23 protein-coding genes and 1 tRNA gene are annotated in these 24609 nt (G+C 63.9%); 12 read left to right on the top strand and 12 right to left on the bottom strand.

Features of this window, described 5'->3' with window-relative positions; translation table 11 throughout:
- Window positions 1–75: 75 nt before the first annotated feature.
- From ACSVHC_RS06285 to ACSVHC_RS06265, 5 genes are all read right to left on the bottom strand, one after another.
- Window positions 76–903, bottom strand: a complete 828-nt coding sequence (locus tag ACSVHC_RS06285; RefSeq protein WP_437772587.1) for an amino acid ABC transporter ATP-binding protein — start codon at window positions 901–903, stop codon at window positions 76–78.
- Window positions 890–1555, bottom strand: coding sequence for an amino acid ABC transporter permease (locus tag ACSVHC_RS06280; protein ID WP_437772588.1), 666 nt, complete (start codon window positions 1553–1555; stop codon window positions 890–892). Before ACSVHC_RS06280 ends, ACSVHC_RS06285 begins: the two co-directional genes overlap by 14 nt.
- A 15-nt stretch (window positions 1556–1570) precedes the next feature.
- Window positions 1571–2389, bottom strand: coding sequence for an amino acid ABC transporter substrate-binding protein (locus ACSVHC_RS06275; protein WP_437772589.1), 819 nt, complete (start codon window positions 2387–2389; stop codon window positions 1571–1573).
- Between the two features lie 245 nt (window positions 2390–2634).
- A complete protein-coding gene (locus tag ACSVHC_RS06270; RefSeq protein ID WP_437772590.1) occupies window positions 2635–3342 on the bottom strand; it encodes a hypothetical protein in 708 nt (235 codons plus the stop codon).
- Window positions 3339–4064, bottom strand: coding sequence for a hypothetical protein (locus ACSVHC_RS06265; RefSeq protein WP_437772591.1), 726 nt, complete (start codon window positions 4062–4064; stop codon window positions 3339–3341). Before ACSVHC_RS06265 ends, ACSVHC_RS06270 begins: the two co-directional genes overlap by 4 nt.
- A 224-nt stretch (window positions 4065–4288) precedes the next feature.
- Between ACSVHC_RS06265 and ACSVHC_RS06260 the strand changes: the two genes are divergently transcribed.
- Together ACSVHC_RS06260 and ACSVHC_RS06255 are read left to right on the top strand one after the other, a co-directional pair.
- On the top strand, window positions 4289–5959 hold the full coding sequence (locus tag ACSVHC_RS06260; RefSeq protein WP_437772592.1) for an ABC-F family ATP-binding cassette domain-containing protein: 1671 nt from the start codon (window positions 4289–4291) through the stop codon (window positions 5957–5959).
- Window positions 5956–7869 carry an ABC transporter ATP-binding protein gene (locus ACSVHC_RS06255; RefSeq protein ID WP_437772593.1) on the top strand — a complete coding sequence of 638 codons (1914 nt, stop codon included), beginning with the start codon at window positions 5956–5958 and terminating at the stop codon, window positions 7867–7869. The genes ACSVHC_RS06260 and ACSVHC_RS06255 overlap by 4 nt, the downstream gene beginning before the upstream one ends.
- A gap of 15 nt (window positions 7870–7884) precedes the next feature.
- Here ACSVHC_RS06255 and ACSVHC_RS06250 read toward each other — a convergent pair whose 3' ends face one another.
- The 5 genes from ACSVHC_RS06250 to ACSVHC_RS06230 form a co-directional block, all read right to left on the bottom strand.
- Complete coding sequence (locus tag ACSVHC_RS06250; protein WP_437772594.1) at window positions 7885–8817, bottom strand: GGDEF domain-containing response regulator; 933 nt, start codon at window positions 8815–8817, stop codon at window positions 7885–7887.
- A complete protein-coding gene (locus ACSVHC_RS06245) occupies window positions 8814–12170 on the bottom strand; it encodes a response regulator (RefSeq protein ID WP_437772595.1) in 3357 nt (1118 codons plus the stop codon). Before ACSVHC_RS06245 ends, ACSVHC_RS06250 begins: the two co-directional genes overlap by 4 nt.
- A gap of 149 nt (window positions 12171–12319) precedes the next feature.
- Window positions 12320–12736: an NUDIX hydrolase gene (locus ACSVHC_RS06240; protein WP_437772596.1), complete on the bottom strand. Its 417-nt coding sequence runs from the start codon at window positions 12734–12736 to the stop codon at window positions 12320–12322.
- On the bottom strand, window positions 12733–13188 hold the full coding sequence (locus ACSVHC_RS06235; protein WP_437772597.1) for a DUF6314 family protein: 456 nt from the start codon (window positions 13186–13188) through the stop codon (window positions 12733–12735). The genes ACSVHC_RS06240 and ACSVHC_RS06235 overlap by 4 nt, the downstream gene beginning before the upstream one ends.
- A gap of 1 nt (window position 13189) precedes the next feature.
- A tRNA-Arg gene (locus ACSVHC_RS06230) sits at window positions 13190–13262 on the bottom strand.
- A gap of 158 nt (window positions 13263–13420) precedes the next feature.
- Here ACSVHC_RS06230 and ACSVHC_RS06225 point away from each other — a divergent pair.
- The 3 genes from ACSVHC_RS06225 (at window position 13421) to ACSVHC_RS06215 (ending at window position 16419) form a co-directional block, all read left to right on the top strand.
- Entirely contained in the window at window positions 13421–14185 is a 765-nt protein-coding gene (locus ACSVHC_RS06225; RefSeq protein WP_437772598.1) for a DUF998 domain-containing protein, read from the top strand.
- 277 nt (window positions 14186–14462) lie between these two features.
- Window positions 14463–14909 (top strand): DUF7793 family protein, encoded by a 447-nt coding sequence (locus ACSVHC_RS06220; protein WP_437772599.1) that lies wholly within the window; start codon window positions 14463–14465, stop codon window positions 14907–14909.
- Entirely contained in the window at window positions 14899–16419 is a 1521-nt protein-coding gene (locus ACSVHC_RS06215; RefSeq protein ID WP_437772600.1) for a putative bifunctional diguanylate cyclase/phosphodiesterase, read from the top strand. The genes ACSVHC_RS06220 and ACSVHC_RS06215 overlap by 11 nt, the downstream gene beginning before the upstream one ends.
- 76 nt (window positions 16420–16495) lie before the next feature.
- On the opposite strand, the gene ACSVHC_RS06210 is transcribed toward ACSVHC_RS06215, so the two are convergent.
- Entirely contained in the window at window positions 16496–16780 is a 285-nt protein-coding gene (locus ACSVHC_RS06210) for a hypothetical protein (RefSeq protein WP_437772601.1), read from the bottom strand.
- Window positions 16781–16951: 171 nt separating this feature from the next.
- Here ACSVHC_RS06210 and ACSVHC_RS06205 point away from each other — a divergent pair, with 171 nt between their 5' ends.
- A complete protein-coding gene (locus ACSVHC_RS06205) occupies window positions 16952–17989 on the top strand; it encodes a hypothetical protein (protein ID WP_437772602.1) in 1038 nt (345 codons plus the stop codon).
- Between the two features lie 38 nt (window positions 17990–18027).
- On the opposite strand, the gene ACSVHC_RS06200 is transcribed toward ACSVHC_RS06205, so the two are convergent.
- Complete coding sequence (locus ACSVHC_RS06200) at window positions 18028–18654, bottom strand: hypothetical protein (RefSeq protein ID WP_437772603.1); 627 nt, start codon at window positions 18652–18654, stop codon at window positions 18028–18030.
- Between the two features lie 33 nt (window positions 18655–18687).
- On the opposite strand from ACSVHC_RS06200, the gene ACSVHC_RS06195 reads away from it, so the two are divergent.
- The 6 genes from ACSVHC_RS06195 (at window position 18688) to xrtS (ending at window position 24517) form a co-directional block, all read left to right on the top strand.
- A complete protein-coding gene (locus tag ACSVHC_RS06195; RefSeq protein ID WP_437772604.1) occupies window positions 18688–19530 on the top strand; it encodes an inositol monophosphatase family protein in 843 nt (280 codons plus the stop codon).
- Between the two features lie 166 nt (window positions 19531–19696).
- Window positions 19697–20845 carry a non-hydrolyzing UDP-N-acetylglucosamine 2-epimerase gene (gene wecB, locus ACSVHC_RS06190; RefSeq protein WP_439180666.1) on the top strand — a complete coding sequence of 383 codons (1149 nt, stop codon included), beginning with the start codon at window positions 19697–19699 and terminating at the stop codon, window positions 20843–20845.
- 129 nt (window positions 20846–20974) lie between these two features.
- Complete coding sequence (locus ACSVHC_RS06185; protein WP_437772605.1) at window positions 20975–22261, top strand: PVV-CTERM domain-containing choice-of-anchor G protein; 1287 nt, start codon at window positions 20975–20977, stop codon at window positions 22259–22261.
- Between the two features lie 46 nt (window positions 22262–22307).
- Entirely contained in the window at window positions 22308–22493 is a 186-nt protein-coding gene (locus ACSVHC_RS06180; RefSeq protein WP_437772606.1) for a hypothetical protein, read from the top strand.
- Between the two features lie 96 nt (window positions 22494–22589).
- A complete protein-coding gene (locus ACSVHC_RS06175) occupies window positions 22590–23951 on the top strand; it encodes a glycosyltransferase family 2 protein (protein ID WP_439180665.1) in 1362 nt (453 codons plus the stop codon).
- Window positions 23951–24517 (top strand): exosortase S, encoded by a 567-nt coding sequence (gene xrtS, locus ACSVHC_RS06170; protein ID WP_437772608.1) that lies wholly within the window; start codon window positions 23951–23953, stop codon window positions 24515–24517. Before ACSVHC_RS06175 ends, xrtS begins: the two co-directional genes overlap by 1 nt.
- Window positions 24518–24609: the final 92 nt, after the last annotated feature.

Below are 24609 nucleotides of genomic sequence, written 5' to 3'. Positions count from 1 at the left end.
CCACCCACCCAACTAGCTCGCATTTGTTGTCGTTTTGGAAGCCCAAAACGACAACAAATGCGAGTCAGTTGGGGGTCAGACGTCGTGCTGGAGGCGTTTGACGAATTGCTTGGTCCGTTCCTCGCGCGGCTCCCGCAAGACCTCCGCGGCGGGTCCACGCTCGACCACCACGCCGCCGTCCATGAAGATGACTTCGTCGGCAACCTGGCGGGCGAAGGCGAGCTCGTGCGTCACGATCACCATGGTCCACCCTTCGTCGGCAAGTTCCTTGATGACGCCGAGCACTTCACCCACGAGTTCCGGGTCCAGGGCAGAGGTGGGCTCGTCGAAGAGCAGCAGTTGGGGTTTGAGCGCCAAGGCACGCACGATTCCCACGCGTTGTTGCTGGCCGCCTGACAGCTCAAAGGGGTACGCATCGCGTTTGTCTGCGAGGCCTACCCGGGCCAGGAGCCGCTCGGCCTCTGCCACGACTTCAGCCCGGGGCCGCTTCTGGACTTGGAGTGGTCCTTCGATGATGTTCTTGAGCACCGTCATGTGCGGGAACAGGTTGTAGTGCTGGAACACCATGGCACTGCGATCCCGGAGGGCGGCGATCTCCCGTTTACCCACTGTGCCGGCGAAATCGAGGGTCAGTCCTGCGCCGGACCCCCGGACCGTACCGGCGTCGGCGTCCCCGAAGGTGACCGTGCCGGCGTCGGGCACTTCGAGGCCGTTGAGTGAGCGCAGGACAGTCGTCTTTCCCGAACCAGAAGGCCCGATCAAGGCGACCACTTGTCCGCGGCGGACATCGATGTCGATGCCGCGCAGCACCTGGTTGCTGCCGAAGGCCTTGGCGAGGTCCCGCGCGGACAACACCAGCGCGGAGTTCCCTTGGGGGGCGTTGCTTGGCTCAGTGGGCGACATAACGGTCCAATCTGCGCTCCAGGGCGGATTGGCCCGTGGAGAGGACGAGGCAAATGACCCAGTAGACCAGTGCGGATTCGAGGTACAGGATCATGAATTCCTGGCTGAACGCGGCGATCTGCTGGGCGTTGCGGAAAAGCTCGGTGACCAGGATGAGTGAAGCCAGCGAGGTGTCCTTCACAAGCGAAATGAAGGTGTTGGACAGTGGAGGCACGGAAACCCTGGCCGCTTGCGGGAGGATGATCCGCACGAGCGTTTGCGGCCGCGACATGCCGATGGTGTGCCCGGCCTCCCATTGGCCCTTGGGCACCGACAGGATCGCGGCGCGGATGACCTCGGCAGCGTAGCCGCCCACGTTGAGGGAAAACGCGATGATGGCGCTCGGCCACGGCTCCAGCTTCACGCCGAGGCTCGGGAGGCCATAGAAGATCACGAACAACTGCACCAGGAGGGGAGTCCCGCGGATCACGGAGACGTAGAAGCGCGCGACGCCGGAGAGCAGCCTGTTGGGGCTCAGACGCATGAGGGCGACGAGCAGCGCCAACGCCAGGCCAAACGCGAACGAAGCCAGGGTCAAGGGGATGGTTCCTGTGACGGCGCCGCCGATGATTGGCCCGAAGGAACTCCAGACGAGGTCCCAGTTGAAGGTCATCTGTTTGGCCGCCGGCTACTTGGTGACGTCTGCGCCGAAGTACTTCTGGGAGATCTTGGCGAGGGTGCCGTCGGCTCGAAGGTCCGTGAGCGCTTTGTCCACTGCGCTCTTGAGTTCGGTGGATCCCTTGCGGAAGACCATGGCGCTCTGCGTCTTGTCGGTGGTTTCTGCGGCGATCTTCAAGCCGGAGTCCGGGGTGCTCTTGGCGTAGTCGAGGTAGGTCAGCTTGTCGTTGACGGTTGCGTCGACGCGGCCTTGGCGCACCAGTGTGGCGGCCTGCGCCCAACCTTCGACGGACTGTACGTTGGCGCCTGCGTCAACTGCCATCTTGTAGAAGTTGCTGGTCAGCGACTGGGCGGTGGTCTTGCCTTTGAGATCGGCGAAGCTGTTGATGGAGTTGTTGTCGGACTTAGTCACGACGACGCCATTGGAGATCGTGTAAGGCGCCGAGAAGTCATACTTGGCCGTGCGCTCGGGGTTGATGGAAATCTGGTTGGCAATAGTGTCGAAGCGCTTGGAATCCAGGCCCGCGAAGATGCCATCGAACTGGGTTTCCTGGAAGGTCGCCTTAACCCCGAGCTTGGCGGCCACGGCCTGGGCGATTTCGACGTCGAAGCCCGTGAGGGGACCGGCCCCGTTCTCATGGAAGCTGAACGGCCGGTACGTGCCTTCCGTGGCGATGACGATCTCACCCTTGGACTTGATGGCCGACAGTGAGGTGTCTCCACCCGACGTCGACGACGGCGAGGAGCCGCCGCCGCAAGCGGTCAGTGCCAGCGCGACGGCGGCAAGGGTTGCGGACAGTGCTGTGCGGCGGGTAAGCAGGCTCTTCATGAAAGCCATCTTAGTCACGGGACCGTACCCGGGTGCTGCGGGCGTACACGGGAGGACGCTTAAAAGGCTGAGTGGGGGCGGTCCCCAACAGCCCGCCACCACTCATCCCCCCAAAAGTGCTTCCGCACGCGCCACGAACCTTGGAAACCCGTTCATTGATTCAAAGGTCAGGCTGCTTCGCCTTCACACATTCATAATTATGGCACGATATAATGGATTTATGAAAGAGGTTACGCGGTATGTTTTTACGTTACCGTGCGGCGAGTCCGGCTTGCAACGATTTTGGACAGCCAGATGCCTCCCAAGCCAAGCGCGGTCGCCAGAGCGGCAGAGTAGTTGATGAGGGGCCGCAACCACGTATTGGATAGCGGGATGAGCGGAAAGACCTGCGAAACGATCAGCAACCCAAGGCCCAGGAGCAATGTCGAGGAGGCGACCCGGAGCAAAACGGGACCCGAACCTCGAATGGATCGCCAGATCCCCGGGATGAGGCATACGGCAACGTAGCCCGGGTAGAACCTGCCCAAAGCCGCGTAGACCTCGAGGGACGGACCCCAATCCAGTCCGACCAGGCCCACGGTGGAGCCCGAGGTGTCCACCGAGAAGAAGAAGAAGGCCGTGAGGACCGCGGTTGCTCCCAAAACGGCCAAGCCAACGGGGCCACGGATGGCTCGTTCGCCGCCGGGGGAAGCAAAGGCCCTCGCCACCTTGATGCCCATGAGCAGGAACGTTCCGTACAGCATGAACCGAAGCAGCAGGTTACAGAGGTTGAAGCTGCCCAGCCACGCGTCGATCAACAAATAAGGACCCTCGATGCTCAGGAGGATGTCGAGGGAAATCAGTGCGAACAGGACGAACATCATCCGGTTCTCTGACCGAAGGGCGCTGGGGATGCGAATGGTCGTCAAGACGAGGCAAATGGAGAGGGTGGCCCACGCCAACACGGTGGTCATCCCAGGTTCTCCCAGATTGTGTTCGTGCGGTCGAGCTCATGCTCATGGCGGCGCAGGGCCTTGCCCAGGGCCTGCAGCCGCTCTCCGGCCAACAGCGCCAGTTCGCCTTCGGTCATCCGGTCCAGTGCGTCCCTCCGCGCCCCGGGGGGCCATCCCGCCTCCGCCTCGGTGACGAGGCCGCTGGCCACGAGGCCTCCGGCGGGTCCGACGCCGGCCGCCCGGGACGTTGCCAAGGCCAGTTCCGGGGGTAGCCGGTTGGCTGTCAGGTGCGCGGAGAAGTTCTGCGGGGCGATCCCGGTGGCGCCGCTCACCCGGTGGCGCAGCTCGCCGTCGTCGATCGCGTCCACCCAGTTCCTGACTGAACTCGGGTGCGGGGTCTCCGCAAGGACCAAGGACGGGACGCCGTCCCGGGGCTCCGAGCGCTCGACGACCGCACGAAGCAGGTCCATGGTGGAGACCTGGCTGACGAGTTCCGCATCAGTGGGGGGAACCGGGGTCCCGCGAAGCGCCGCGTACGCCTCGAATTGTGCCAATGCGTCGAAGGGATTCATGTCGAAGGCCCGGCTGATGCTCACGAGCGAACTCTCGGCAACCTTGCCGCGGACCAATTGCTGGGCCAGCGTGGTGCGCTTCACTCCCGAAGAGCGGCAGACATCGGCCGTGCTGGTGTTCGGGGCGATCCCGTGCAGCCAGCGTTGGAACGCCTTGGAGGGGAGGGACATGAACCACTTTCTGATAGACGGTTCCCGCAGGAGGTTTCTGGAAGACGGTTCCTGCGAGGACTGCGAGGTCGATTTTACGATGCGCGCACATTGAATTATGCTTGATTCTCGAACCCGCTGGTCCGCACACCCCCCAAGTACGGACCAGCGGGTTCTTCCATGCCCCGGTCTTTCAGCACGGTGGCACTTTCCGCTCAAGGGCGGAGCAGTGAGAGGATAGACCAATGACTGCAACGCTTGTCGCCAAAGAGCTCTCCGGCGGCCACGGTCACCGCACCTTGTTCTCGAAGCTCTCCCTCACTGTCGCGCCAGGAGACGTCGTGGGTGTCGTCGGCGCCAACGGCGCCGGGAAATCCACCCTGCTGCGCATCCTCGCAGGAGCTGACCGCCCCCAGGAGGGCTCGGTCAGCCTCGCCCCCAGCGACGCCTTTGTCGGTTGGCTGCCCCAGGAACACGAACGCACCCCCGGCGAAACCGTGGCCGCCTACATTGCGCGCCGCACGGGTTGCGCCCAGGCCACGGCCGAGATGGAAGCCGGCGCCGAGGGGCTCGCGGCCGGGACCCCGGATGCCGACGACGCGTATTCCTTGGCTTTTGACCGCTGGATGGCATCGGGTGCCGCGGACCTGGAGGACCGGATCCCCGCGGTATTGGCCGAACTTGGCCTGGAATCCGGTCCGGATGCGCTCATGACGGGCCTGTCCGGTGGGCAGGCCGCGCGCGTTGCCTTGGCGGCGCTCCTGCTGAGCCGCTTCGATGTCGTGCTCCTCGACGAACCCACCAATGACCTGGACCTCGACGGACTTGCCCGGCTTGAATCATTCGTCCAGGGCCTTCGCGGCGGCGCCGTATTGGTCTCGCATGACCGGGAGTTCCTGGCACGCTGCATCACCAAGGTGCTGGAACTGGACCTGGCCCAGAACAGCGTGGCGGTCTACGACGGCGGTTACGATTCCTTCCTCGAAGAGCGGGCGGTGGCAAAGCGGCACGCCCGCGAACGCTACGAGGAATTCGCCAACACCAAGGCCGATCTCGTGTCCCGCGCCCGGACGCAGCGCGAATGGAGCTCACAGGGCGTCCGCAACGCCATGAAGAAGAGCCCGGACAACGACAAAATCCGCAGGGCTGCGAGCGTTGAGTCCTCGGAAAAGCAGGCCCAGAAGGTCCGTCAGATGGAGTCCCGCATCGCCCGGCTTGACGAGGTGGAAGAGCCGCGCAAGGAATGGCAGCTGCAGTTCAGCATCGGCCAAGCTCCACGCTCCAGCTCCGTCGTCGCAACCTTGCGCGACGTCGTGGCCCATCAGGGCGACTTCACGCTGGGACCCGTCAATCTCCAGCTCAACGCCGGCGAACGCATTGGCATCACCGGACCCAACGGCGCAGGAAAGTCCACCCTCCTGCGGCTGTTGCTCGGGATTCAACAGCCCGACGCCGGAGACGCCTCCATGGGTGCGTCCGTGGCGATCGGCGAGATCGACCAAGCCCGCGGACTGCTGGCGGGGCACCTCACCCTGGCAGACGCCGTCGAATCCGTCCTGATCGAATGGAACTCCGCGGATGTCCGGACCCTGCTGGCCAAGTTCGGCCTCAAAGCGGACCACACCTCCCGGACCGTGGATTCCTTGTCCCCGGGCGAACGTACCCGCGCGGCGCTCGCGCTGCTGCAGGCCCGCGGCGTCAACCTGCTGGTCCTCGACGAACCCACCAACCACCTCGACCTGCCGGCGATCGAGCAGCTTGAGGATGCGCTCGACGGCTACGAAGGCGCGCTCCTGCTGGTCACGCACGACCGCCGCTTGCTCGAAAACGTCCGGCTCGATTCCCGCTGGCACCTTGACAACGGCACCGTGACCGAACTGCACCACACTTCCGGAATGGGGAATCACAAGCCATGAGCATGGATGGCGTCGCCTGGCGCTCGCTCTACAACATCACCCGCGCCAAGAGCGGCTCCCAGCCGTTTTCGCGGGAAACCATCAAGCGCGTGCTCGCTTTCGCGAAACCGTACCGGAACAAGCTGATTGCCTTCGTACTGGCCTCCATCGCCGGCGCATTCCTTGCGGTGGCCACCCCGGTGCTGGCCGGCAAGGTGGTGAACGCGCTCATCGCCCGTGCAGGCGTGGACGTCGTGATCGGGCTGGCCGCGCTCATCGCTGCCGTGGCCGTCGCCGACGCCGGGGTGGGACTGCTGACCCGGTGGCTGTCTTCCGTGATCGGCGAAGGCGTGATCGTTGACCTGCGGACGCGGGTGTTCGACCATGTGCAGCGCATGCCCATCGCCTTCTTCACCCGGACCCGCACCGGAGCCCTCGTCAGCCGGCTCAACAACGACGTCATCGGAGCCCAGTCGGCTTTCGCGGGCACGCTCTCCGGAGTGGTCAGCAACGTCGTGTCCTTGATCCTGACCCTCGTGGTCATGCTCAACACGTCCTGGCTCGTCACCGTCCTTGCGATGGTGCTTCTGCCGATCTTCCTCATCCCCGCACGCCGCATGGGCTCCAAGCTGGCCGACCTCCGGCGTGAAGCCGCGTCCCACAACGCGGCCATGGGAACCCAAATGACAGAGCGTTTCTCCGCGCCCGGCGCCACGCTCGTCAAACTGTTCGGCCGCCCGGATGAAGAGTCCGCCGAGTTCGCCCTGCGCGCCGGCCGCGTGCGGGACATCGGTGTCCGCACCGCCATGTTGCAGTTCACGTTCATCACCGCATTGACACTGGTTTCGGCACTGGCCCTCTCGCTCGTTTACGGACTGGGCGGTTGGCTTGCGCTGAGCGGGCAGCTGGCAGCGGGCGACGTCGTCGTGCTGGCGCTGCTGCTCACCCGCCTCTATGCGCCGCTCACCGCGTTGTCGAGTGCCCACGTTGAGGTCATGAGCGCGCTGGTCAGCTTCGAGCGGGTCTTCGAGATCCTGGACCTTAAGCCGCTCATCCAGGAGAAGCCCGACGCCGTCGCGGTGCCTTCGGGACCCGTTGCGGTGGAGTTCGACGACGTCCGCTTCGGCTATCCGTCCGCGGAGAAGGTGTCCCTTGCGTCGCTGGAGGAAGTGGCGACGCTTGATACCCGCGGCGGTGAAGAGGTCCTGCACGGGATCAGCTTCCGCGTGGAGCCCGGTCAAACCGTGGCGCTCGTGGGGTCCTCGGGCGCGGGCAAGTCAACCGTGGCCCAGCTGCTGTCCCGCCTGTACGACGTCGACTCCGGCGCCGTGCGATTGGGTGGCCATGGGCGAGGTACAGGCCTGGATATCCGGGACGCAACGTTCGATTCCCTCCGGGCGACCCTGGGCATGGTCACGCAGGACGGCCACCTCTTCCATGAAAGCATCGCCTCCAACTTGCGGCTGGCCCGTCCAGGAGCGACGGACGAGGAAATGTGGGACGTGCTCCGGCGCGCCCGGCTCGAAGCGATGGTCCGCTCCTTGCCGGATGGCCTGGAGACCGTGGTGGGTGAGCGCGGCTACCGCCTTTCCGGCGGGGAACGCCAGCGGCTCACCATCGCACGCCTCCTTATCGCACAACCGAGGGTCGTCATCCTCGACGAAGCCACGGCGGCGCTGGATTCCACGAACGAAGCCGCAGTCCAGGCAGCCTTGGGCGAGGCACTCGAGGGGCGCACCGCCGTCGTGATCGCCCACCGCCTCTCCACCATCCGGGCGGCCGATGTCATCCTTGTGGTGGAGGACGGATCGATCGTCGAGCGCGGCACGCACACAGAGCTGCTCGCCGCGGACGGTCGCTACGCCGAGCTGTACAACACGCAGTTCGCGGAGGCGACGGCTGTGGCACAAGAAGCTGTTCCGGAGCTGTAGGCGCGGTGCCCGGTTTCAGCTCCGGGTGTCTTGGCGAACTTCCGGCGCAACTTCCACGCGGTTGCGGCCGGCGGACTTGGCGGTGTACAACGCCATGTCGGCTTCCTTGAGGAGCCGTTCGCTGCTGACCCGGTGGTCGGGCACAAAGGCAGAGAGACCGGCGCTCAAAGTCAGGGTGCCCGAGGGGTTCCCTGAATGCGCGATGCCCAGGTCCCGCACGGCCTCCAGCGCGCGTGCGAGCCTTGCCTCTGCGCCGGATACCGTCTGGCCGGGCAGCAGGAAGAGGAACTCTTCCCCGCCGAACCGGTAGATTCCGTCGCTTTCCCGCCCTTGGCCGGCAAGGGAGGCCGCAACCGACTGCAAGGCCAGGTCACCGGCCTGGTGGCCGTATAGATCGTTGTATCTCTTGAAATTGTCCACGTCGCAGATCGCCAGGCTGTAGTCGGTGCCGTACCGGGCGCTTGCGTGGTGCAGCTGTTCCAAGTCCTCCGAGAGCTTCAGCCGGTTGTGGAGCTTCGTCAGGGGATCGGTGCGCGCTTGCTCGGCGAGCGCGGCACGGTAGCGGGCAAGATCCGTATGCAGCGAAGTCACCCTTTGTGCCACCAACAGCCGGGTATGCAGAGCGAACGGATCAAGCGGCTTGGCCACGTAATCATCAGCTCCGGCCTGCATGCCGGCGACTACGTCTTCCCGTGAATCCTTTGAGGTGACAAGGACAAGATAGGTGTAGGAGTCTTCTTCGGCGCTGCGGATGGCGCGGCACAGCTCCAGTCCGTTGAGCCCGGGCATCATCAGGTCAGTCACGACGACTTGCGGACGGTGTTTCCTGTACAGCTCCCAGGCGGAGCTGCCGTCCGCGGCCACGATGCATTCATGGCCGGACTGCTCCACAGCCGCTTTCGCCACGAGGCGAGAACCGAAATCGTCGTCCGCCACCAGGACCTTCACGAGGCCACCGACAGGGCGAAGTCCAAGGCTTTGTCAACGAGGGCAAGTTCGGCTTCGAGGGCGGCCAGGAACACGGGATCGACAGTCTTGCCGCTTGATGAGCTGCGTTCCAATTCCTCGCACATCCGGGCGGCGCGCGCGGCTCCGATGTTGGCTGCGGCGCCTTTCAATTTGTGGGCCACCTGTCTAAAAGCGTCTCCGCTTCCGTTCTCCAAAGCCTGGCGGAGTGCTTGCAGGCTCGGTTGAATGTCTTGCCTGAAGGCTTGGGCCGCGGCAGGCAGCAATCCCAGTCCGTCTGCCGGGCCGAGGTCACGCAACGTCTCCAGCCTCGCGGGGTCGAGGGCGGGTCCGGAATCTTCCTTGGATGTTTCCGGTATCCATCGCGAGAGAACCCGGTCCAATTTGTCCACGTCCACCGGTTTGGTCAAATAGTCGTCCATGCCGGCCGCGAGGCAGCGCTCACGGTCCTCATCCAGGGCGCCTGCGGTCATGGCAATGACGGGGAGCCGCTTGCGGCCATCGTTCCGTGCCCGGATCGTCTTGGTGGCCTCGAACCCGTCCATGACGGGCATATGGCAGTCCATCAGGACCGCGGCATACTCGGTGGCCGCAGTAGCGGCAACTGCTTCGCTGCCGTCGGCTACGACGTCGGCCTCGTACCCGAGCTTCGCCACCATGCTGCGGGCTACGAGCTGGTTGACCTCGTTGTCCTCGACGACCAAAATCCGGCCGCGCGAAGGCTGGCTGATGGTCACCGGGATTGCCGGAGCGACGGCGGGAACCGCCAGCGGGCGCGCCGCCACGAGACGCATGAGGCGGTCGTAGAGCTCGGAGCTCCGCACGGGCTTCGTCAACCATTCCTGGACCCCGGCTGCCACGAGTTCGGCTTTGTCCACATTCATGGTGGAGGTCAGCATGATGATCCGCGTGGACTCGAGCGCGGCGTCGGTGCTCAGCTGGTGTGCCAGCTCCAAGCCGTTCATGTCCGGCATGCACATGTCCAGCACCGCAATGTCGAAGGAACGTCCGGCGGCGGCCTCCTCGCGGCAACGATCCAAGCCCTGTTGGGCGTCACCGACAGCCTCCGGATTCATCCGCCAGCCCGCCAATTGTGCCTGGAGCACCAGCCTGTTGGTCGAGTTGTCATCCACTACCAGGACCCGGAGCCCCGTGAGCTGGTCGGGCGAGATCGACGGCGGAGTTGCGGCGGGTCCGCTCACTGCCAGGGGAAGGGTCGCCCAGAAGGTGCTGCCGTTGCCCAAGGAGCTGTCCACCCCGATCTCGCCCCCCATCACCTCGGTCAGCCTCCGCGAGATCGCCAGTCCAAGGCCGGTTCCGCCATACCGCCGGGTGGTGGAGGCATCGGCCTGCGAGAACGACTCGAAAAGCCTGTGGTGATCTGCCGCCTCGATCCCGATCCCGGTGTCCCGGACCTCAAAGCGTACCCGTACGTTCGCGGATTCCTGATCCACGACCTTCACACTGATGACCACCTCTCCGGAAGGAGTGAACTTCACGGCGTTCGACGCCAGGTTGAGGAGAATCTGCCTGATGCGGCCGGCGTCGCCCATCAGCATCGCCGGAACCTCCGGCCGGCAGTACGCGATCAGCTCGAGGCCTTTGGCCTGTGCGGCTTCGGCAAGGAGGACTGCGAGTTCTTCCACCAGGCTGCGTGGATTGAAGGGCGCAGGGTCAAGGTCGACCTTGCCGGCTTCGAGTTTCGAGAAGTCAAGAATGTCATTGATCAAGGTCAGCAGGGCTTCGCCCGCGCCCTTGACGCCCTCGGCATATTGGCGCTGGGTTTCCTCCAAGGGGGTGTCCAGCAACAATCCGGTCAGCCCGATCACGCCGTTCATCGGTGTGCGGATCTCATGGCTCATTGTCGCGAGGAACTCGGACTTCAAGCGGCTGGCCTCCTCGGCGGCTTCCCGGGCTGTCACCAACTCGGCCTGGGCGATCCTGCGTTCGGTGATGTCCTGGGCGATCGTGGCGACTCCATGGATGCCGCCGGTGCCCCGGATCGGGGACATTGTCAGCGATACCGGAACGATGGAACCATCGATGCGGACCCGCGCTGTTTCGTAGCTGTGGGTTTCGCCACCTGCCCTGATGGCCGCCATGAGCTCCTTCTCCTCGTCCTGAAGTTCATCGGGAATGATGAATGAGACGTGCCTGCCGATTGCCTCCGCGGCATTGTACCCGTAGATCCGTTCGGCTCCGGGATTCCAGCTGGTGATGACACCGTCAAGGGTCTTTCCCACGATGGCATCCGCCGAGGAGTTGACGATCGCGCCAAGGCCTTCGAGCTCCGCCGTGCGCTGGGCAACCTTGGATTCGAGATCCCGCGTCAGGTTGATGTTCTCCAGGATCATGAGGATCTGGCGCGTGACGGCCAATGCCAACACGGTGAGTCCCACGGCCTGGAGGAAGGGGTCGCCGGGACGCCCGACACGTATGGGCGCCACCATGACGGCACCGAAGACGGGAACATAAGGGAGGAGTTCCAAGGCGAGGGTGTAGAGGCGCCGCTCCGTCCGGGGACGCGGGGCGTAGGGGACGAGCGGGGCGAGGGCGATCAGCAGGAACGCCGCGATCCAGCCGGCGGCGAGGGGAGTTCCGGTGAGCCCCGTCACGCCGTCCGAGGTCAGGTCCACGTAGGTACTGTCCGTGATCGCCAGGATGAGGAGCCCACCTCCCAAGCAGATCCACCTGAGGCGCTCCCCGGGTGCCCTTCGCATGGTGAGCATGAGGACAATGGAGACCATCACGATATCGGCAACCGGATAAGCAAGGCCGGTGAGATGGACGAGGATGTCCTGCCCTTCGGCCTTGTACATGGATCCGAGTACGGTGGCCCAGCTCATGAAAAGGACGGCGGAGGCGATCACTGCCGCATCCAAGAGCCCGCGCAGGAAAGCAACCCTCGAAACCCGGGGACGCGGGAACAAATAGAGAGCGATCGCGGCCGGGATCGAATAGCCGACGAAAGCGGCGTCGGCTATGGACGGGTAAGGGTAGTTATGATCCAGCGTGAGCCCATAGAAGGTCCAGATTGATTGGCCGGTTGTCCACACCAGCGTGGCCAGCGCCATGACCCACCACGCGCGGGAGCTTTCGTCTTTGCACCGTGCTGCCCTGGCACAACTGAGCGTGCCAAGCAGCGCGGCGGCGAGGATCGCGAGATCCCCGACGGACTGCGCCGCAGACGTCCCTTGGTTGGCGTCGAGGATCATCGCCAGGATGACCACGGCCACCGCGGTGACGATCACAGTCCAGGCCAGGACAGGCCTTCGAAGGCTGTGGCCGCTCATGCCGATGGCCGGAGCGTCGCGGCGCTCATGAAGAAATTGCATGCGATCCCCCAGCTGGATCTGACAATGCTGACCTGTATTAGGTTAAACCAAACTTTGCCACCAGATGTCCCAAAGCTCTACTGGATCTTCGCGGCGAAATTCAAAAAAGAGAATCGCCGTCAAGCCCTGTTGCCCCAATGCGGGCAGACCTACTTTTTCGCGAGCAGGGGCAGGACGTGGTCCGTCAGGAGTGGAGCCAAATCGTCCGGAAGTTCAGCAGTGAGATCCAACCAGCGGATCTCCGCGATCTCGGCGGAAGGATGGGCGTTCCACGTGCCCGGTGCGGTGAAGACGGTGGCCTCGATGTCCGTCGCGGCCTCGTTCGCGGCGACTGCGAGCCAGCTCCCCAAGGGCTTCAGGTCGGCCGGGTCGACGTCGATTCCGACCTCTTCGGCCAGCTCACGGGATGCCGTCTCCGCCGCGGTTTCACCCGGTTCGGGCTTGCCACCAGGGTGCATGAACTTGTCCGTGCCGCGCTTTCGCACCGTCAGCAGCCGTCCGGCGTCGTCGTATACGCAGACAGCGCTGACGACTATCAGGTCCTTGGATGGACTGTTGCGGGTCATTGCTCTCTCCTTAGCCGTGATTCGAGCAGCAGATCCTTGGCCGGTCCGTGGACGTCCCAGGCGAAGCTGAAGGCATCCGGCCCGTCCCAGCGGTAGTTGACGTTGTAGTCATCGGGATCGCACCAGTGGCTGTCCTCGTTGGCGTGGTCGCGGAAGCTCATGCGGTGGAACGGCTTCCCGTCCGGGAAGTAGACGTCCATAGCATCGGGGGAGTCGGAAGGCCGCAGGAGGTATTCGCGGAAGGCCGGGCCTGCGTGGGTGGGCCAGGTCATGGTGCCGTCTTCGCGAAGGAGGAGGCCGCCGTCGGGCGTTCCTGAATAGCGCACGACGCCGGCAAACGTACCGCGGGTGCCGCTCGCCCGGTCCCACAGGGACCGTTCCACGGTCCAGCTGCCCAGCAGGTAGGCCCGCAGGTCTTGCGTCGGAGACGATTCGCGCAGATGGTCGTTCAAGTGCCCTCGATTGGAATCGAACCAACGACACCGGCTTTAGGAGAGCCGTGCTCTATCCACTGAGCTACGAGGGCCTGTGCGCGTGCTGGAAGCTCCGGGGAGCCGCTGGCCGGGCACGCATACAAGCATACAAGCTGCCGGGGCGGCCCTCGAACACCGAGGCCGGCGACACAGTCTGCCCCCCAACAAGGGAGGAGCGGCGCATGGTTGCGCCGGCGCTAGGCTGGCCCCCATGAGGGAGCAGATGACGGCGGCGGCCGCCCACGGCGACCACCTCCCGGAGCTGGGCACCATCCGCTCGAACATCGGCGGCTGGGCCCAGTTGAGCGTGGTGCAGTATTTCGTTGCCGAATCGGCGGTGATCGAAGCCTGGCGGGGACCCGAACCCTACGATCGCCGGACCGGTTTCATCAGCGACCTTGGCGCGCTCAAGTGCGGGATCTACGAGCACCGCGATGTCTGCTCGCCCCTGCATCTGCTCATGAATGCCTCGTTTGTGGTGCAGGGCCTGGGCATGCTTTTCGGGGCGCTGCTGCTGAGTTCGGCGCTCCTGTGCATCGCGGCCCGTCCCGGCGTGCGCATCCTGCAGGGTGCCGCCTACCGCAAAGCGAGGCCCACCGCCGTCGCGGTCCGGGTCCTGACGGGTATCTCCGGGCTGGGGACTGTGGTTGTTGGTTTCGTGCCGGAAGACCTTGGGTCTCCCTTCCATCTTGTGGGTGCCCTCATGTTCTTCATCGGTGGAGCATCCGCCCTGTTGCTCCTCGGACTGCTTTGGCTGCCGCATACCCCTGTGAGCTGGTTCATCGTGGCGTGCGGAACGTTGACTCTGGCCGCCCTCGTGGTCGGCGGCCTGACACGGATGGATGTCCCCGAGCCTGGAACCCTGGAACGCCTGATGGCCTATCCGGTGACGATCGGATTTTCCGCTGCGGGGCTAGTGGTGGCGCAAAGGGTCCGGCAAGTACGGCGGACGGCGGCGCGGCTTGCAAAACGCTGAGTTTTCGCGGGTAGCCTCATGTCAGCGGGTGGGTAGTCTTTGCATTATCATGAGTGCACTCACCGGAATGGCGCCGGGCTGAGGGTTCCACGCAGTCTTGGCGCAGATTAGATTGACCGACTCAGCAGAACATAGGACCCATGACTCATCAGCTTGTTCTGCGTCGTCCGGGACACGCAGGCGAAATATTCCCCGTAAGGGCAGCTTCCGGGCTCTCGGGTTGCGACCTTCGGGACTCTTGCGCTCCGATCGTCCGACGCCGGCAGGCGACGCAGCGATGAGCGCCCAGACACTGCCCGCCCGGGATTCCACGCTCCCCGATGGTGCCTTGAATACTTCCTCGGAACCAGTTTTCGATGTTCCGGAACAGATCACCGTCGATTTGTCGGAAGACGGCATTGTTGAGGTCATTCTGCCGCCCAACACTGTGGTCCGTTCACCGGAAGCCCAGGCTGCCGCCGCGGCCGTCCGTGGTTTTGCGGATGGACGGCGGCTGCCCCTGCTGCTGACCGTGACCGGCGTACTGTCCGTCACGAACGACGCGCGCCTGACCTACACGAATTCCGCGGTTGTTTCGGCATGTGCCCTGCTGGGCGAGAGTCCCGTAGATCGGGTGATCGCACATTACCTCCTGCGTTCGAGGTCGGACTCAGTTCCGGCGCGGTTCTTCACCTCCGAGGCGGAAGCCCGCGACTGGTTGAGAGAGCACCACCGTGGATCATGAGCCCCAGGACCCGCGACTCCTTGCCCTTGTCGAAGGGGTAGTCCGGATTGCGGACGGCGACCTCAGCACCAGGATCCCGGTCTCCGGCCCACGGGACGAAGTGGCTGCTGTCATTACCGGGATCAACCTCATGGCGGACGATCTTCAAGCCATCTACCAGGAACTCGAGGAACGGGTCGAAAGCCGAACCGCCATGCTGCGCGAGGCCCAAATCGAACTCGAAAGGATGGCGCTCACTGATCCGCTGACCCAGTTGGCCAACCGCACGGCACTCGAAAGGGCGCTGAGCCATGAACTTGTCGAATCGGAGCGGGGCGAACTCCCGCCTGCTTTGCTCGTTTTGGACTTGAACTCATTCAAGGGGATCAACGACACCTTGGGGCACGGCGCAGGGGACACCGTCTTGAAGGTCACTGCCAGGCGCCTGGTCGCCGCGGTCCGCGACACGGACATGGTGGCCAGGCTCGGCGGGGACGAATTTGCCGTCATGCTCCCCAAATCCAATGCGGCGCATGCACGCGGGGTTGCCAAGCGGATCCTTCGTGCCGTGGGGGAGAGCATCGACATCGGTGAAGTCCGGATCATCTGTGGAACCAGCATCGGGCTCCGGGTCGCCGAGCCAGGACAGTCCGTGGACGACCTCGTGATGGAAGCCGATACCGCCATGTATGCGGCAAAGGCAGAGCAGGGGAGCAGCGTCAGGGTTTTCGAACCGGCTTTGTTGTACGCGCGCCGGCTCCAAGGACTCATGATCTCGGAACTTCGTGAAGCCATCCGGACAGATCAGCTGATTCTCCATTTCCAGCCTGTTGTCGAGTTGGCCTCGGGCCGGATCGAGGGCGCCGAAGCTTTGGTGCGGTGGAACCACCCCGAGAGGGGATTGTTGATGCCGGATGCGTTCATCCCCCTGGCAGAGGAAACCGGCATCATCATCGATCTCGGGTATTGGGTTCTTCGGCGGGCAATGCAGCAATTGCGCGCGTGGCAGGACGGCCCGGGCGTGGACGAAGACTTCAGCATGAGGGTCAATATCTCGACAACCGAACTGCAAAGCCTGGACTTGATCGAGCATGTGCAGGAAGTGCTCGCCGAAACCGGAGTGGAGGCATCCAAGCTGGTCATCGAGCTGACGGAATCGATGGCGGTGAACGGCAGCGACATCGACAGATACTCTCTGACCGGGCTCCGACGTCTAGGCATCCGCTTGGAAATCGACGACTTCGGCACCGGCTATTCGTCCATCAGCTACCTGCGCAGCCTTCCCGTCAACGTGGTCAAGATCGACCGCTCCCTCATCCAGGGCCTGGGCAAGGACGACAAGGAACGGGACTTTGTGGCGGCCGTTCTCCAGCTCATTCATGCGTGCGGAATGCAGGCTGTTGCCGAGGGCATCGAAACGGCAGAGCAAGCGGCTGAGCTTGCCCGACTGGGCTGCGCCAGTGGCCAGGGGTATTACTTTGGCCGGCCCATGGCAGCGGATAAATTTGCCGAACTGTTGCGAGGCACGTGAGCATGCCTCTTCCCGGTAATGGAAGACAGGTAACGGAAAGGCACCGGACCTTAGGTCCGGTGCCTTTACATTGTAGCTAGTTGGACGGGGTGGAGTTGGGCCACCAGCCGATGGCCTGAGGCGAGCCCTGGGTGGTGGAGTTGGGCCACCAGCCGATGGCCTCAGGTGAACCCTGGGTGGTGGAGTTGGGCCACCAGCCGATGGCCTGGGCTGAATCCTGTGCGAAGTTCGGCCACCAGCCAATGGCTATGGACGAATCCTGCGAGGGGCTCTGGCTGCTGGCGGACACTGCTGCCGAGCCGGTAATTCCTGCGAGCAAGATTGCTGCTGCCGCGAGGAGCGCGGCGAGAGTTCTTTTCATGCGAAAGCTCCTGATGTTTTGTGACTGATGCGACTGGAGTGAACGAAGTGAAGCACGCTCATTATAAGAGTAACGACACGCCGTGTCATCAATGCCTTGTCCACATCTCTCAAAATCGTGCTAATCGCCGGGCCGCGTTTCGACGAAGTGTCTCAGGGACATAATGGAGCTATGCGAGAAAAGAAGGTTGCGCCGTCATACGCTGCCGTGGAGCTTGAGGCGAGGGGACACAGAGCCAGCCACGAGTTCACCAAGGCTGCCGATGGCGCGCGTTCGGCAGCCCACATTGCCCGCGGCGAGGGTGATTCCACGGGGTGGTGGAACATGACTTTCCTTCAAGCCGAGAACCTTCTCGACGCCGGTGACTTCGCTGAGTGCACGGCCCTGGCGAGATCCCTTTCCGAGGCATCGTTGGCTGTAGCCTCGCCCCAGCACAAGGCCCGGGCACTCATTTTGATGGCGAACTCCTTGCGGAGCGAAGGACTTTTGGAGCTGGCGACGGCGGCCGCGGCGTCGGCCGTCGGCCTGGTCGATGATGACGCGGACATGGAAATCGACGTCCACGCGCGGCAGGCCCTGATCGCGGCGTTTGGCGAGTCAGGAAAACTTGAAGAGGCATGGGAGGAATGCCTGTCCCTCTCGGAAAGAATCTCCGATGAGATGGATGACCAGTTGGCCGGCAAGGCGTACTGGGTCATCGGCAATGTTGCGTTCCTCTGCGACAAGGTAGCTGAGGGCCTCCAGTACCACGAGCTCGCCGCGGAAACCTTTTCCCCTTCCCGGAACCTTGATGTCTGGGCCAAGTTCAACAAGGCGTCGGCGGCGATGAGGCTGGCAGCGGAAGTGGCAGATGCCGCCACGCTGCGGTGCATTGAGCGTGCCGAACTTGCCACGGACGTCGTCGGAGGCAGCGAAGAGGAAATTCTCCTGCTTCGCCTCAACCGCGCTCATTGGAACTACCTGGCAGGAGACGCCAAGGCGGCACTTGAGCTGCTGGACGAAATCAGTGGCAGCGCCGACCAGTTGCCTTCGCAGATCGCCGGCGAGATATTCCTTTTGATGGCGCGCGCCCAGGCCGATACCGGGACCAAGCAGGCGGCGAAAGAAAGCTTGGTCGAAGCGGCCGATCGCTTCGACAAAGCCGGTGCGCACCAGCGTGCCCTCCAAGCGCGTGAGATGCTCGCTCCGGGGCCCGATTCGGAAGACTGATTCTGATCAGGAGTCGCGCCTTAAGGGCGTTGGCCCAGTCAGGCGCTCTTCTTGGAACGCCGGCCGAGGAACACAGCCGCGCCGCCAGCCAAGAGGCTCAGCAGGAACAGTACCCAGCCCACAACGGTGAGCGTGGAAGCCAAAGCCACCTGGCCGGCGTCGGGCGTTGCAGATCCGAGCGCAGCGTCAACTGCCACGTTGCTCCACAAGCGGACCACCGCGAATAGCAGGGGGGCAGCCCACAGAGCCCAGCGCAGTGCCTTTCCGGCCACATTGGTGCCGATGAGCAGAAGCCAGGTGAAGCCGAAGATCAGCGGAAACAGGGTTCCGGCGGTTTTGTGGATGTAGCTGAGCTGTCCGCGGGCGTCGTCCGTCATGGCGCCATGCAATTGATGGACGTAGTCGGTAGAGAACCCGCCGATGAGGGAATCCGGCATGGACATACCGCCGGACAACTGGGTCATCTGGTTCAGGGTCAGCAGATGCACGTACCAGAACAGGAAAAGGCTGGCCACAACCCCGGCAATCACAATGAGGCGGCCGTTGTTCTGCGCCTTCTCCGGGGACCGCTGGGTGGTGGGATTGATCACCGACCGCAAGTGGTGCTGGGGGACAGCGGCATTGGCGCCGTGCTTTTTGATGCGTTGGGCTGGGGTCTTGGCCATGTCATTCATTATCCCGCCACATAAGCTGGACCCATGACCACTGGCAGGCACTCCGCCACAGAACTTGATCCATCGCTCGACGACTACGAACTCGCTGCGGCCCTGGTCCGGGAAGCCGGGCAGCTTGCCCTGCTGATGCGGATGGGCGGGTTGCAAGGGGAACGGAAGACTTCGGTCTCTGACGTGGTGACCGCCGCGGACCATGCGGCTGAAGCCTACGTCCTCGAGCAACTGCGCCGTTGCCGCCCGGACGACGGCATCCTGGGTGAAGAAGGAAGCTCGGTGGCAGGAAGCAGCGGCCGCACCTGGGTCATCGATCCCGTGGACGGTACCTACAATTTCCTGCACGGCTCCACCTATTGGTGCTCGGCGATCGCCTTGAAGCACGACCGTCCGGCCACACATGGGGTCGCCTCGGATGCGGACGTGATCCTCGGGGCTATCTATCAACCGGAGTTGGACAAGCTTTGGACCGGCGGCGAAGGCCACCCCGCCACCCTCAACGACGAACGGATCCCGGGGCCGTCGGGGGCTGCCCTCAGTCAACTCGGTGCCGCGACGTACATCCACCCGACCTGGCTGGCCGATCCACGCGCTGCCATGCCCTGGCACGCTGCAGCAGTGTCCGCAGCGTCATTGCGCATGTTCGGTTCCGGCTCCTGCGATCTCGGGCGGGTGGCCGACGGTGAACTGGGCTGCTGGTTCCAGCACAGCTGCCCCGAGTGGGACTGGCTCCCCGGCAAGGCGATCGTCCGCGCGGCAGGCGGGGACACCGACGTCGTGCGCGTCAACGGCCTGGACTGGTTCCTCGCGGGAGGCCCGACGGCCGTCCGCGAGTTGCGTGCGGCGCTCACCTCGGTGCCGCAATTCGCCTGAGTGTGCCCTTTCTTGGTTGGAGGAATGGACATAGTTCTGTTATGTCCACTGATTCAAGCAAGGAGGGGACATGTCCCTGGGGGATTGACCCTATTGGGGAGTACCCCGGACTGGGCGCTGGGCAGTTGCTAATCTCCGGACGGCAGCTCAAGCCCAGGGGGAATAATTGGACAACCGCACCGTCCTGCTCGTTTACGGCACCCGTCCGGAGGCCATCAAAATGGCGCCGCTGGTCCATGCCTTGCGCGCAACCGGCCGTTACAAGGCGCCAGTAGCAGTAACCGGGCAGCACCGGGAAATGCTGGACCAGGTCAATGCGCTCTTCGGCGTCCAGCCCGAGCATGACCTGAACATCATTGAGCCCCGCCAAACCCTTGCGGGGATCACGGAAAAGTCCTTGCGGGGTGTCACGGAAGTCCTCCACGATGTCAGGCCGGACGCGGTGGTTGTCCAGGGAGACACCACCACCGCCATGGCCGCGGGGCTGGCAGCGTTCTACCAGGGAATTCCGGTGGTCCACCTTGAGGCCGGACTGCGCAGCGGCAACCTGAATTCACCTTTTCCGGAGGAAGCGAACCGCCGTTTGCTTGGGCAAATCGCCACGCTGCATCTGGCGCCCACCTCCACAGGCAGGGACAATCTGCTGTCCGAGGGCGTTTCGGCGGAGAACATCGCGGTCACCGGAAATACGGTCATCGACGCGCTGTTGAGGACTGTCAAAAGGGACGTTGAGTTTGCGGAACCCGTACTCCGGGCCATCACGGATTCAGGCCGCAAAATCCTGTTGGTCACTCTCCACCGACGAGAAAACCTTGGCCAGGCCATGGTGGGCGTGGGCAAGGCGCTCGCGCGGATCGCGGCCCAGTGCCCCGAGGTGGAAATCGTCCTTCCGATGCATCGGAATCCAGCTGTGCGGGAGGCCGTCCTGCCCGAAGTAGCAGGTGTCAAGAACATCACCATTACGGAACCCCTCGACTACGTGCAATTCACCAAGCTCCTGAGCCTGTGCCACGTGGTCCTCACTGACTCGGGCGGGGTCCAGGAAGAGGCGCCGGCCCTCGGGAAACCCGTTCTGGTCATGCGTGACAACACCGAACGCCCCGAGGCCGTGGCGGCAGGTACGGCACGGCTCATCGGGACGCATGCGCAAACCATCGTGGACGCCGTCAACGCCTTGATGAGCGACGACGCGCTGTATTCGGATATGGCTACTGCAGTGAACCCCTACGGCGACGGCGGCGCGGCCGAGCGTGCGGTGGCGGCTATCGACTCCATGTTGGGGACGGGGCAGCGACGCCCAGACTTCGTCGCTTAACCCATTCGGGTACCTTCGGGAAGCGCTCGCCTCGGGCCTTGTTTACTTTCTCCACGGGGGACGTGCGTCCTCCAAGGTTTCCGTTGCAACGCGCCCGGCGTGATTGCAACTCTCACGAGGGGGCAAAACTTGAATACGAGACACAGGACATGGTCCGCCGCGGTGGGCGTCAGCGCTATCGTAGCGCTGGGTTTCGGCCTGGTAGCGGCACCAGCTGCAACAGCCGGGCCGACTGACGTTATTTCTTCGGGCAGCGGACAAATCATTGACGGCAGCGTCCTTGCGATACCGAACTTCGCCGGCGTGGCATCCAACGGCGCGGCAACTGCCCGGCAGATCGGCACCCCGCCATCCGGCCCGGCCGTCATTGAAAACAGCACTCCGCTCGATCTTTCCGCCGCCTTCGGCATCGTGAACGTCGGTGCGGGAAACATTCCGCTGCTGGGCAACAACGGCATCATCCAGCTGGGCGCGGTCAGCCAGTATGGAAAGGCCGTCAATGACGGATCCTCCGCGGCGTTCTCAGGTACTGTCTCGGGCGCACCGGGCCTTATCACCCTGCCCGGCGGCCTGCCGACGTCGGGAAGCCCCAGTATCCCGGCGGCTGAAATCAAAGCGGGTACAGCCAACATCCTTGGTGGCGCCGATCTCGTGAACCTGGACCTGAAGATCACCACGCTGGCCGCCGCCGCCAAGCAGGACCAAGGGGCGGCTCCCGCCGGCGCCTACTCGATTGCCGGCGTATCTGCTGATCTTGGCGGAACGGTCATTGGCGGAGTTGCCGGCACGGTTGGCACTGCAATCAACACCGCCAACCTTGTCCTGGGTCCCTTGGGCGTCACTGTGGCGAATCCTCTTGCGGGCGGCACGATCTCCATCACCGAGGCAGACCTCCTGGCCGTTGCCGGTGTGCCGAGCCTCAACGCCCTGCCCCCTGGCACGGACCTCGTTTCGTTCCTGCCGCAGGCTGTTGCCGCCAAGATCACCAGCGTGGTCAACTCCACGCTCGCCAGCGCGACCGCCGCAGTCAACGCGCTCGGGCCGATTGCGCAGATAACTGCCGGCCCCGCACTGGCCGTTCTGACCGCCGCCCTGAACGGCGTCGTCTCCGGAGTGTCCTCTACCATCGTGACCCCGTTGTCCAACGCTTTGACCGCATTGGTCTCGGCGAAGGTCAACGTACAGGAAAGCAACGGAGGCACCTTCACCGAGCGTGCGCTCCAGGTAGGCATAGCCGGCGGCAGTATTGCCACCGTCGACCTCGCCAACGCCTCCGTGGGTCCGAACCTGCTTGCAGCAGCAATCCCGGTGCTCAACAACGACACCTTGGCCATCAGCGGCGTAGTGGCTTTGCTAGCGCTTGTTTGCTGGTTGTTGTTCCGTGCACGCCGTCGGACCCCGGTTCCGGCCGTCTGATTGCGTCTGCCCGCACCAGTCAAGAACCACGGAAGGAATGTGCAGCATGTACGGAAATAGTTTGACGACAGGGGGAGCCGTGGCGGGCGGCGCAACCCTCGCCGTCACCGGGGCACCGGCCCTTGGCTGGGTCATCCTCCTGGGTATTGCGTTGTTGGTCGCCGGGTTCGTGGTCCTACGCAACAGCAGGCTCAAGACCGCGAAGCGGGCTGCCGACCGCAAGGATTCCTAGCTGCATCATCCGCGGGGCGGCCCCACCACAGGGGGCGCCCCGCTTCACCTTCTCTTGAAACGGCCGTAAAAAGCCTCAAAACACTATCGGGGAGACATGTCAGTACTCGAGTCCGCGCAAGCCTTGGCATTCGTTCTGTTGGTGGTGTTCCTTGCCTACATCAGTGTGATCCTGGTTCCGTTCCTGCGCCGGACTCCCGATCCGGAGGGAACACCGGGAGGCTTCACTTGGCACGTGTTCATCCCGTGCCGCGACGAGGAAACGGTGATTGGAAATACCCTGGCGAAGCTGCGGAGACAATTCCCCGAGGCCCACGTTTGGGTTGTGGACGATGCCAGTGAAGACGCCACGGCCCACATTGTGCAGAGCGCATCGGTGGCCGACCCCTTGGTTCACCTAGTGCGCCGCTTTCTCCCGGACGCCCGTTCGGGCAAGGGCGACGCCCTGAACGCGGCGTACCGGGCCCTGGATGACTGGCTGGTTTCCGGGGCCGACCGCGAAACGGTGATCGTCATGGTGCTCGACGCCGATGGGCTCATGTCCGAAAATGCGTTCCGCCAGGCCGCCGGACCGCTTGCCTTCGGCGATCCCGAGGTGGGAGCCGCCCAGACCGCTGTGTGGATGTCCAACGTGGATGACCGGGCGTTGAAGACGGCCGTAGGATTCGGACGCGTGAAGCAAGGCTTCGCCCGGTACCTCATCCTTATGCAGGACATGGAGTTCCGCACCACCATTGCCGCCATGCAGTCGCTCCGACGCCACACCTTGACCGTTGGTTTGGGCGGCAACGGGCAGTTCACCCGGCTTTCCGCCCTCGACGCTATCGCCAGGACCTCCGGGGAGCCTTGGCATGGAGCCCTCCTGGAGGATTACGAGCTCGCGATCCACGTGATGCTGAGCGGCTACAAGACCCTCTACATGCATGACGCCCATGTGTCGCAGGAGGCACTTCCGGGGCTTCGCCGACTGCTGACCCAGAGAACCCGCTGGTGCCACGGCGGAATGCAGTGCAGCAGCTACCTGGGGAGAATTTTCGAGTCTCCGCACTTCAGCAACATCGGGGCTATCGAATGCAGCTATTTCCTGGTCCAGCCGTTCATCCAGATCCTGGGCCTGGTCTTGTGGCCCGCGCTGTTCATCACGATGGTGGCCCAGGGCTCCCTCACGATGGGTGGCTTCCAAGCGTGGCTGGCGGCGTCCTGGTTCATCATCCCGCTCATCATTGTCACGGGCATCGCCCCTTTCGCCTTGTGGGGTCCCGTCTATCGCAAGCAGGCAGTCCCGGACAAGAGCTGGTGGGCGGGAGTCCTGTGGGGAGTTGGCTACTGGCTCTACATGTACCAGAACTACGTTTCCGTGTTGAGGGCAACTTACCGCTTGGTCACGGGACGCCAGGGCTGGGCGAAAACCCGGCGCAACAATGAGGACGACGCCCAGCTGTTAGCGAAGGAAGCCTAGTGTCCACGAGTGTCCAATACTCCAGAGGCCCACAAGGCCAACGGGTCGCAACGCTCCGCTCGAGCCAGGGCGGTATTCTCCCCGGCCTGGTATGCCTGGCGGCGGCAGCCTTGGCCATGCTGCAGCAGGAGAGCATCCGCAGTCTCGAGGCCTTGAGCATGGCCTGGGTGTTCGATCGGGTCCTGGGAGGCTCGTCGTACAGCGTCCGCGACATCATCTTCCACAACATCGGCGGTGGGCAACCCTTCGGCCTGATGGTGACCGGATTGTGCTCCAGCACGGTACTGATCGCCCCCGTCCTGGCCTTGACCGGTGGTTTGTTCCTCATGGGCCGTATCGCGGTGCCACGATTGGCCCGCGCCGCCGCCTTGGCATTGCTGATTGTCATTGTCAGCAACGGCTTGAGGTTCTTCATGATCGCGGGCGCACAGCAGGCCTGGGGAGAGCAGGGGTTCAGTATCATGCACCATTTCCTCGGTTCTTTCGTGGTGATCGCCGGTTTTGTCGCGGCCATCATTGTCCTGGTCCGCGCAGGCAAGACCAGACGGGGGCGGCGTGCCGCGTAGCTTGGCGAAACGGGCGACGCCGGGGGCTGCAGCATTGCTGATTGCAGGGCTCCTGAATGGATGCAACCAGACACTTCCCGGGGCGCCCACCG

This window comes from Arthrobacter sp. KNU-44 (assembly GCF_051843155.1).
Taxonomy (GTDB): Bacteria; Actinomycetota; Actinomycetes; order Actinomycetales; family Micrococcaceae; genus Arthrobacter.
Note: the sequence above shows the minus strand (reverse complement) of the source record. Positions and strands in the feature narration are given on the sequence as shown.

Excerpts from the sequence above, each read along its gene's own strand:
- ACSVHC_RS06175 (WP_439180665.1), top strand. The coding sequence starts at position 22,590 with ATGTCAGTACTCGAGTCCGCGCAAGCCTTGGCATTCGTTCTGTTGGTG.
- ACSVHC_RS06180 (WP_437772606.1), top strand. The coding sequence starts at position 22,308 with ATGTACGGAAATAGTTTGACGACAGGGGGAGCCGTGGCGGGCGGCGCA.
- ACSVHC_RS06270 (WP_437772590.1), bottom strand. The coding sequence starts at position 3,342 with ATGACCACCGTGTTGGCGTGGGCCACCCTCTCCATTTGCCTCGTCTTG.
- ACSVHC_RS06225 (WP_437772598.1), top strand. The coding sequence starts at position 13,421 with ATGAGGGAGCAGATGACGGCGGCGGCCGCCCACGGCGACCACCTCCCG.
- ACSVHC_RS06200 (WP_437772603.1), bottom strand. The coding sequence starts at position 18,654 with ATGGCCAAGACCCCAGCCCAACGCATCAAAAAGCACGGCGCCAATGCC.
- ACSVHC_RS06245 (WP_437772595.1), bottom strand. The coding sequence starts at position 12,170 with ATGCAATTTCTTCATGAGCGCCGCGACGCTCCGGCCATCGGCATGAGC.
- ACSVHC_RS06205 (WP_437772602.1), top strand. The coding sequence starts at position 16,952 with ATGCGAGAAAAGAAGGTTGCGCCGTCATACGCTGCCGTGGAGCTTGAG.
- ACSVHC_RS06260 (WP_437772592.1), top strand. The coding sequence starts at position 4,289 with ATGACTGCAACGCTTGTCGCCAAAGAGCTCTCCGGCGGCCACGGTCAC.
- ACSVHC_RS06275 (WP_437772589.1), bottom strand. The coding sequence starts at position 2,389 with ATGAAGAGCCTGCTTACCCGCCGCACAGCACTGTCCGCAACCCTTGCC.
- ACSVHC_RS06280 (WP_437772588.1), bottom strand. The coding sequence starts at position 1,555 with ATGACCTTCAACTGGGACCTCGTCTGGAGTTCCTTCGGGCCAATCATC.
- ACSVHC_RS06220 (WP_437772599.1), top strand. The coding sequence starts at position 14,463 with ATGAGCGCCCAGACACTGCCCGCCCGGGATTCCACGCTCCCCGATGGT.
- ACSVHC_RS06240 (WP_437772596.1), bottom strand. The coding sequence starts at position 12,736 with ATGACCCGCAACAGTCCATCCAAGGACCTGATAGTCGTCAGCGCTGTC.
- ACSVHC_RS06265 (WP_437772591.1), bottom strand. The coding sequence starts at position 4,064 with ATGTCCCTCCCCTCCAAGGCGTTCCAACGCTGGCTGCACGGGATCGCC.
- ACSVHC_RS06285 (WP_437772587.1), bottom strand. The coding sequence starts at position 903 with ATGTCGCCCACTGAGCCAAGCAACGCCCCCCAAGGGAACTCCGCGCTG.
- ACSVHC_RS06195 (WP_437772604.1), top strand. The coding sequence starts at position 18,688 with ATGACCACTGGCAGGCACTCCGCCACAGAACTTGATCCATCGCTCGAC.
- ACSVHC_RS06210 (WP_437772601.1), bottom strand. The coding sequence starts at position 16,780 with ATGAAAAGAACTCTCGCCGCGCTCCTCGCGGCAGCAGCAATCTTGCTC.
- ACSVHC_RS06255 (WP_437772593.1), top strand. The coding sequence starts at position 5,956 with ATGAGCATGGATGGCGTCGCCTGGCGCTCGCTCTACAACATCACCCGC.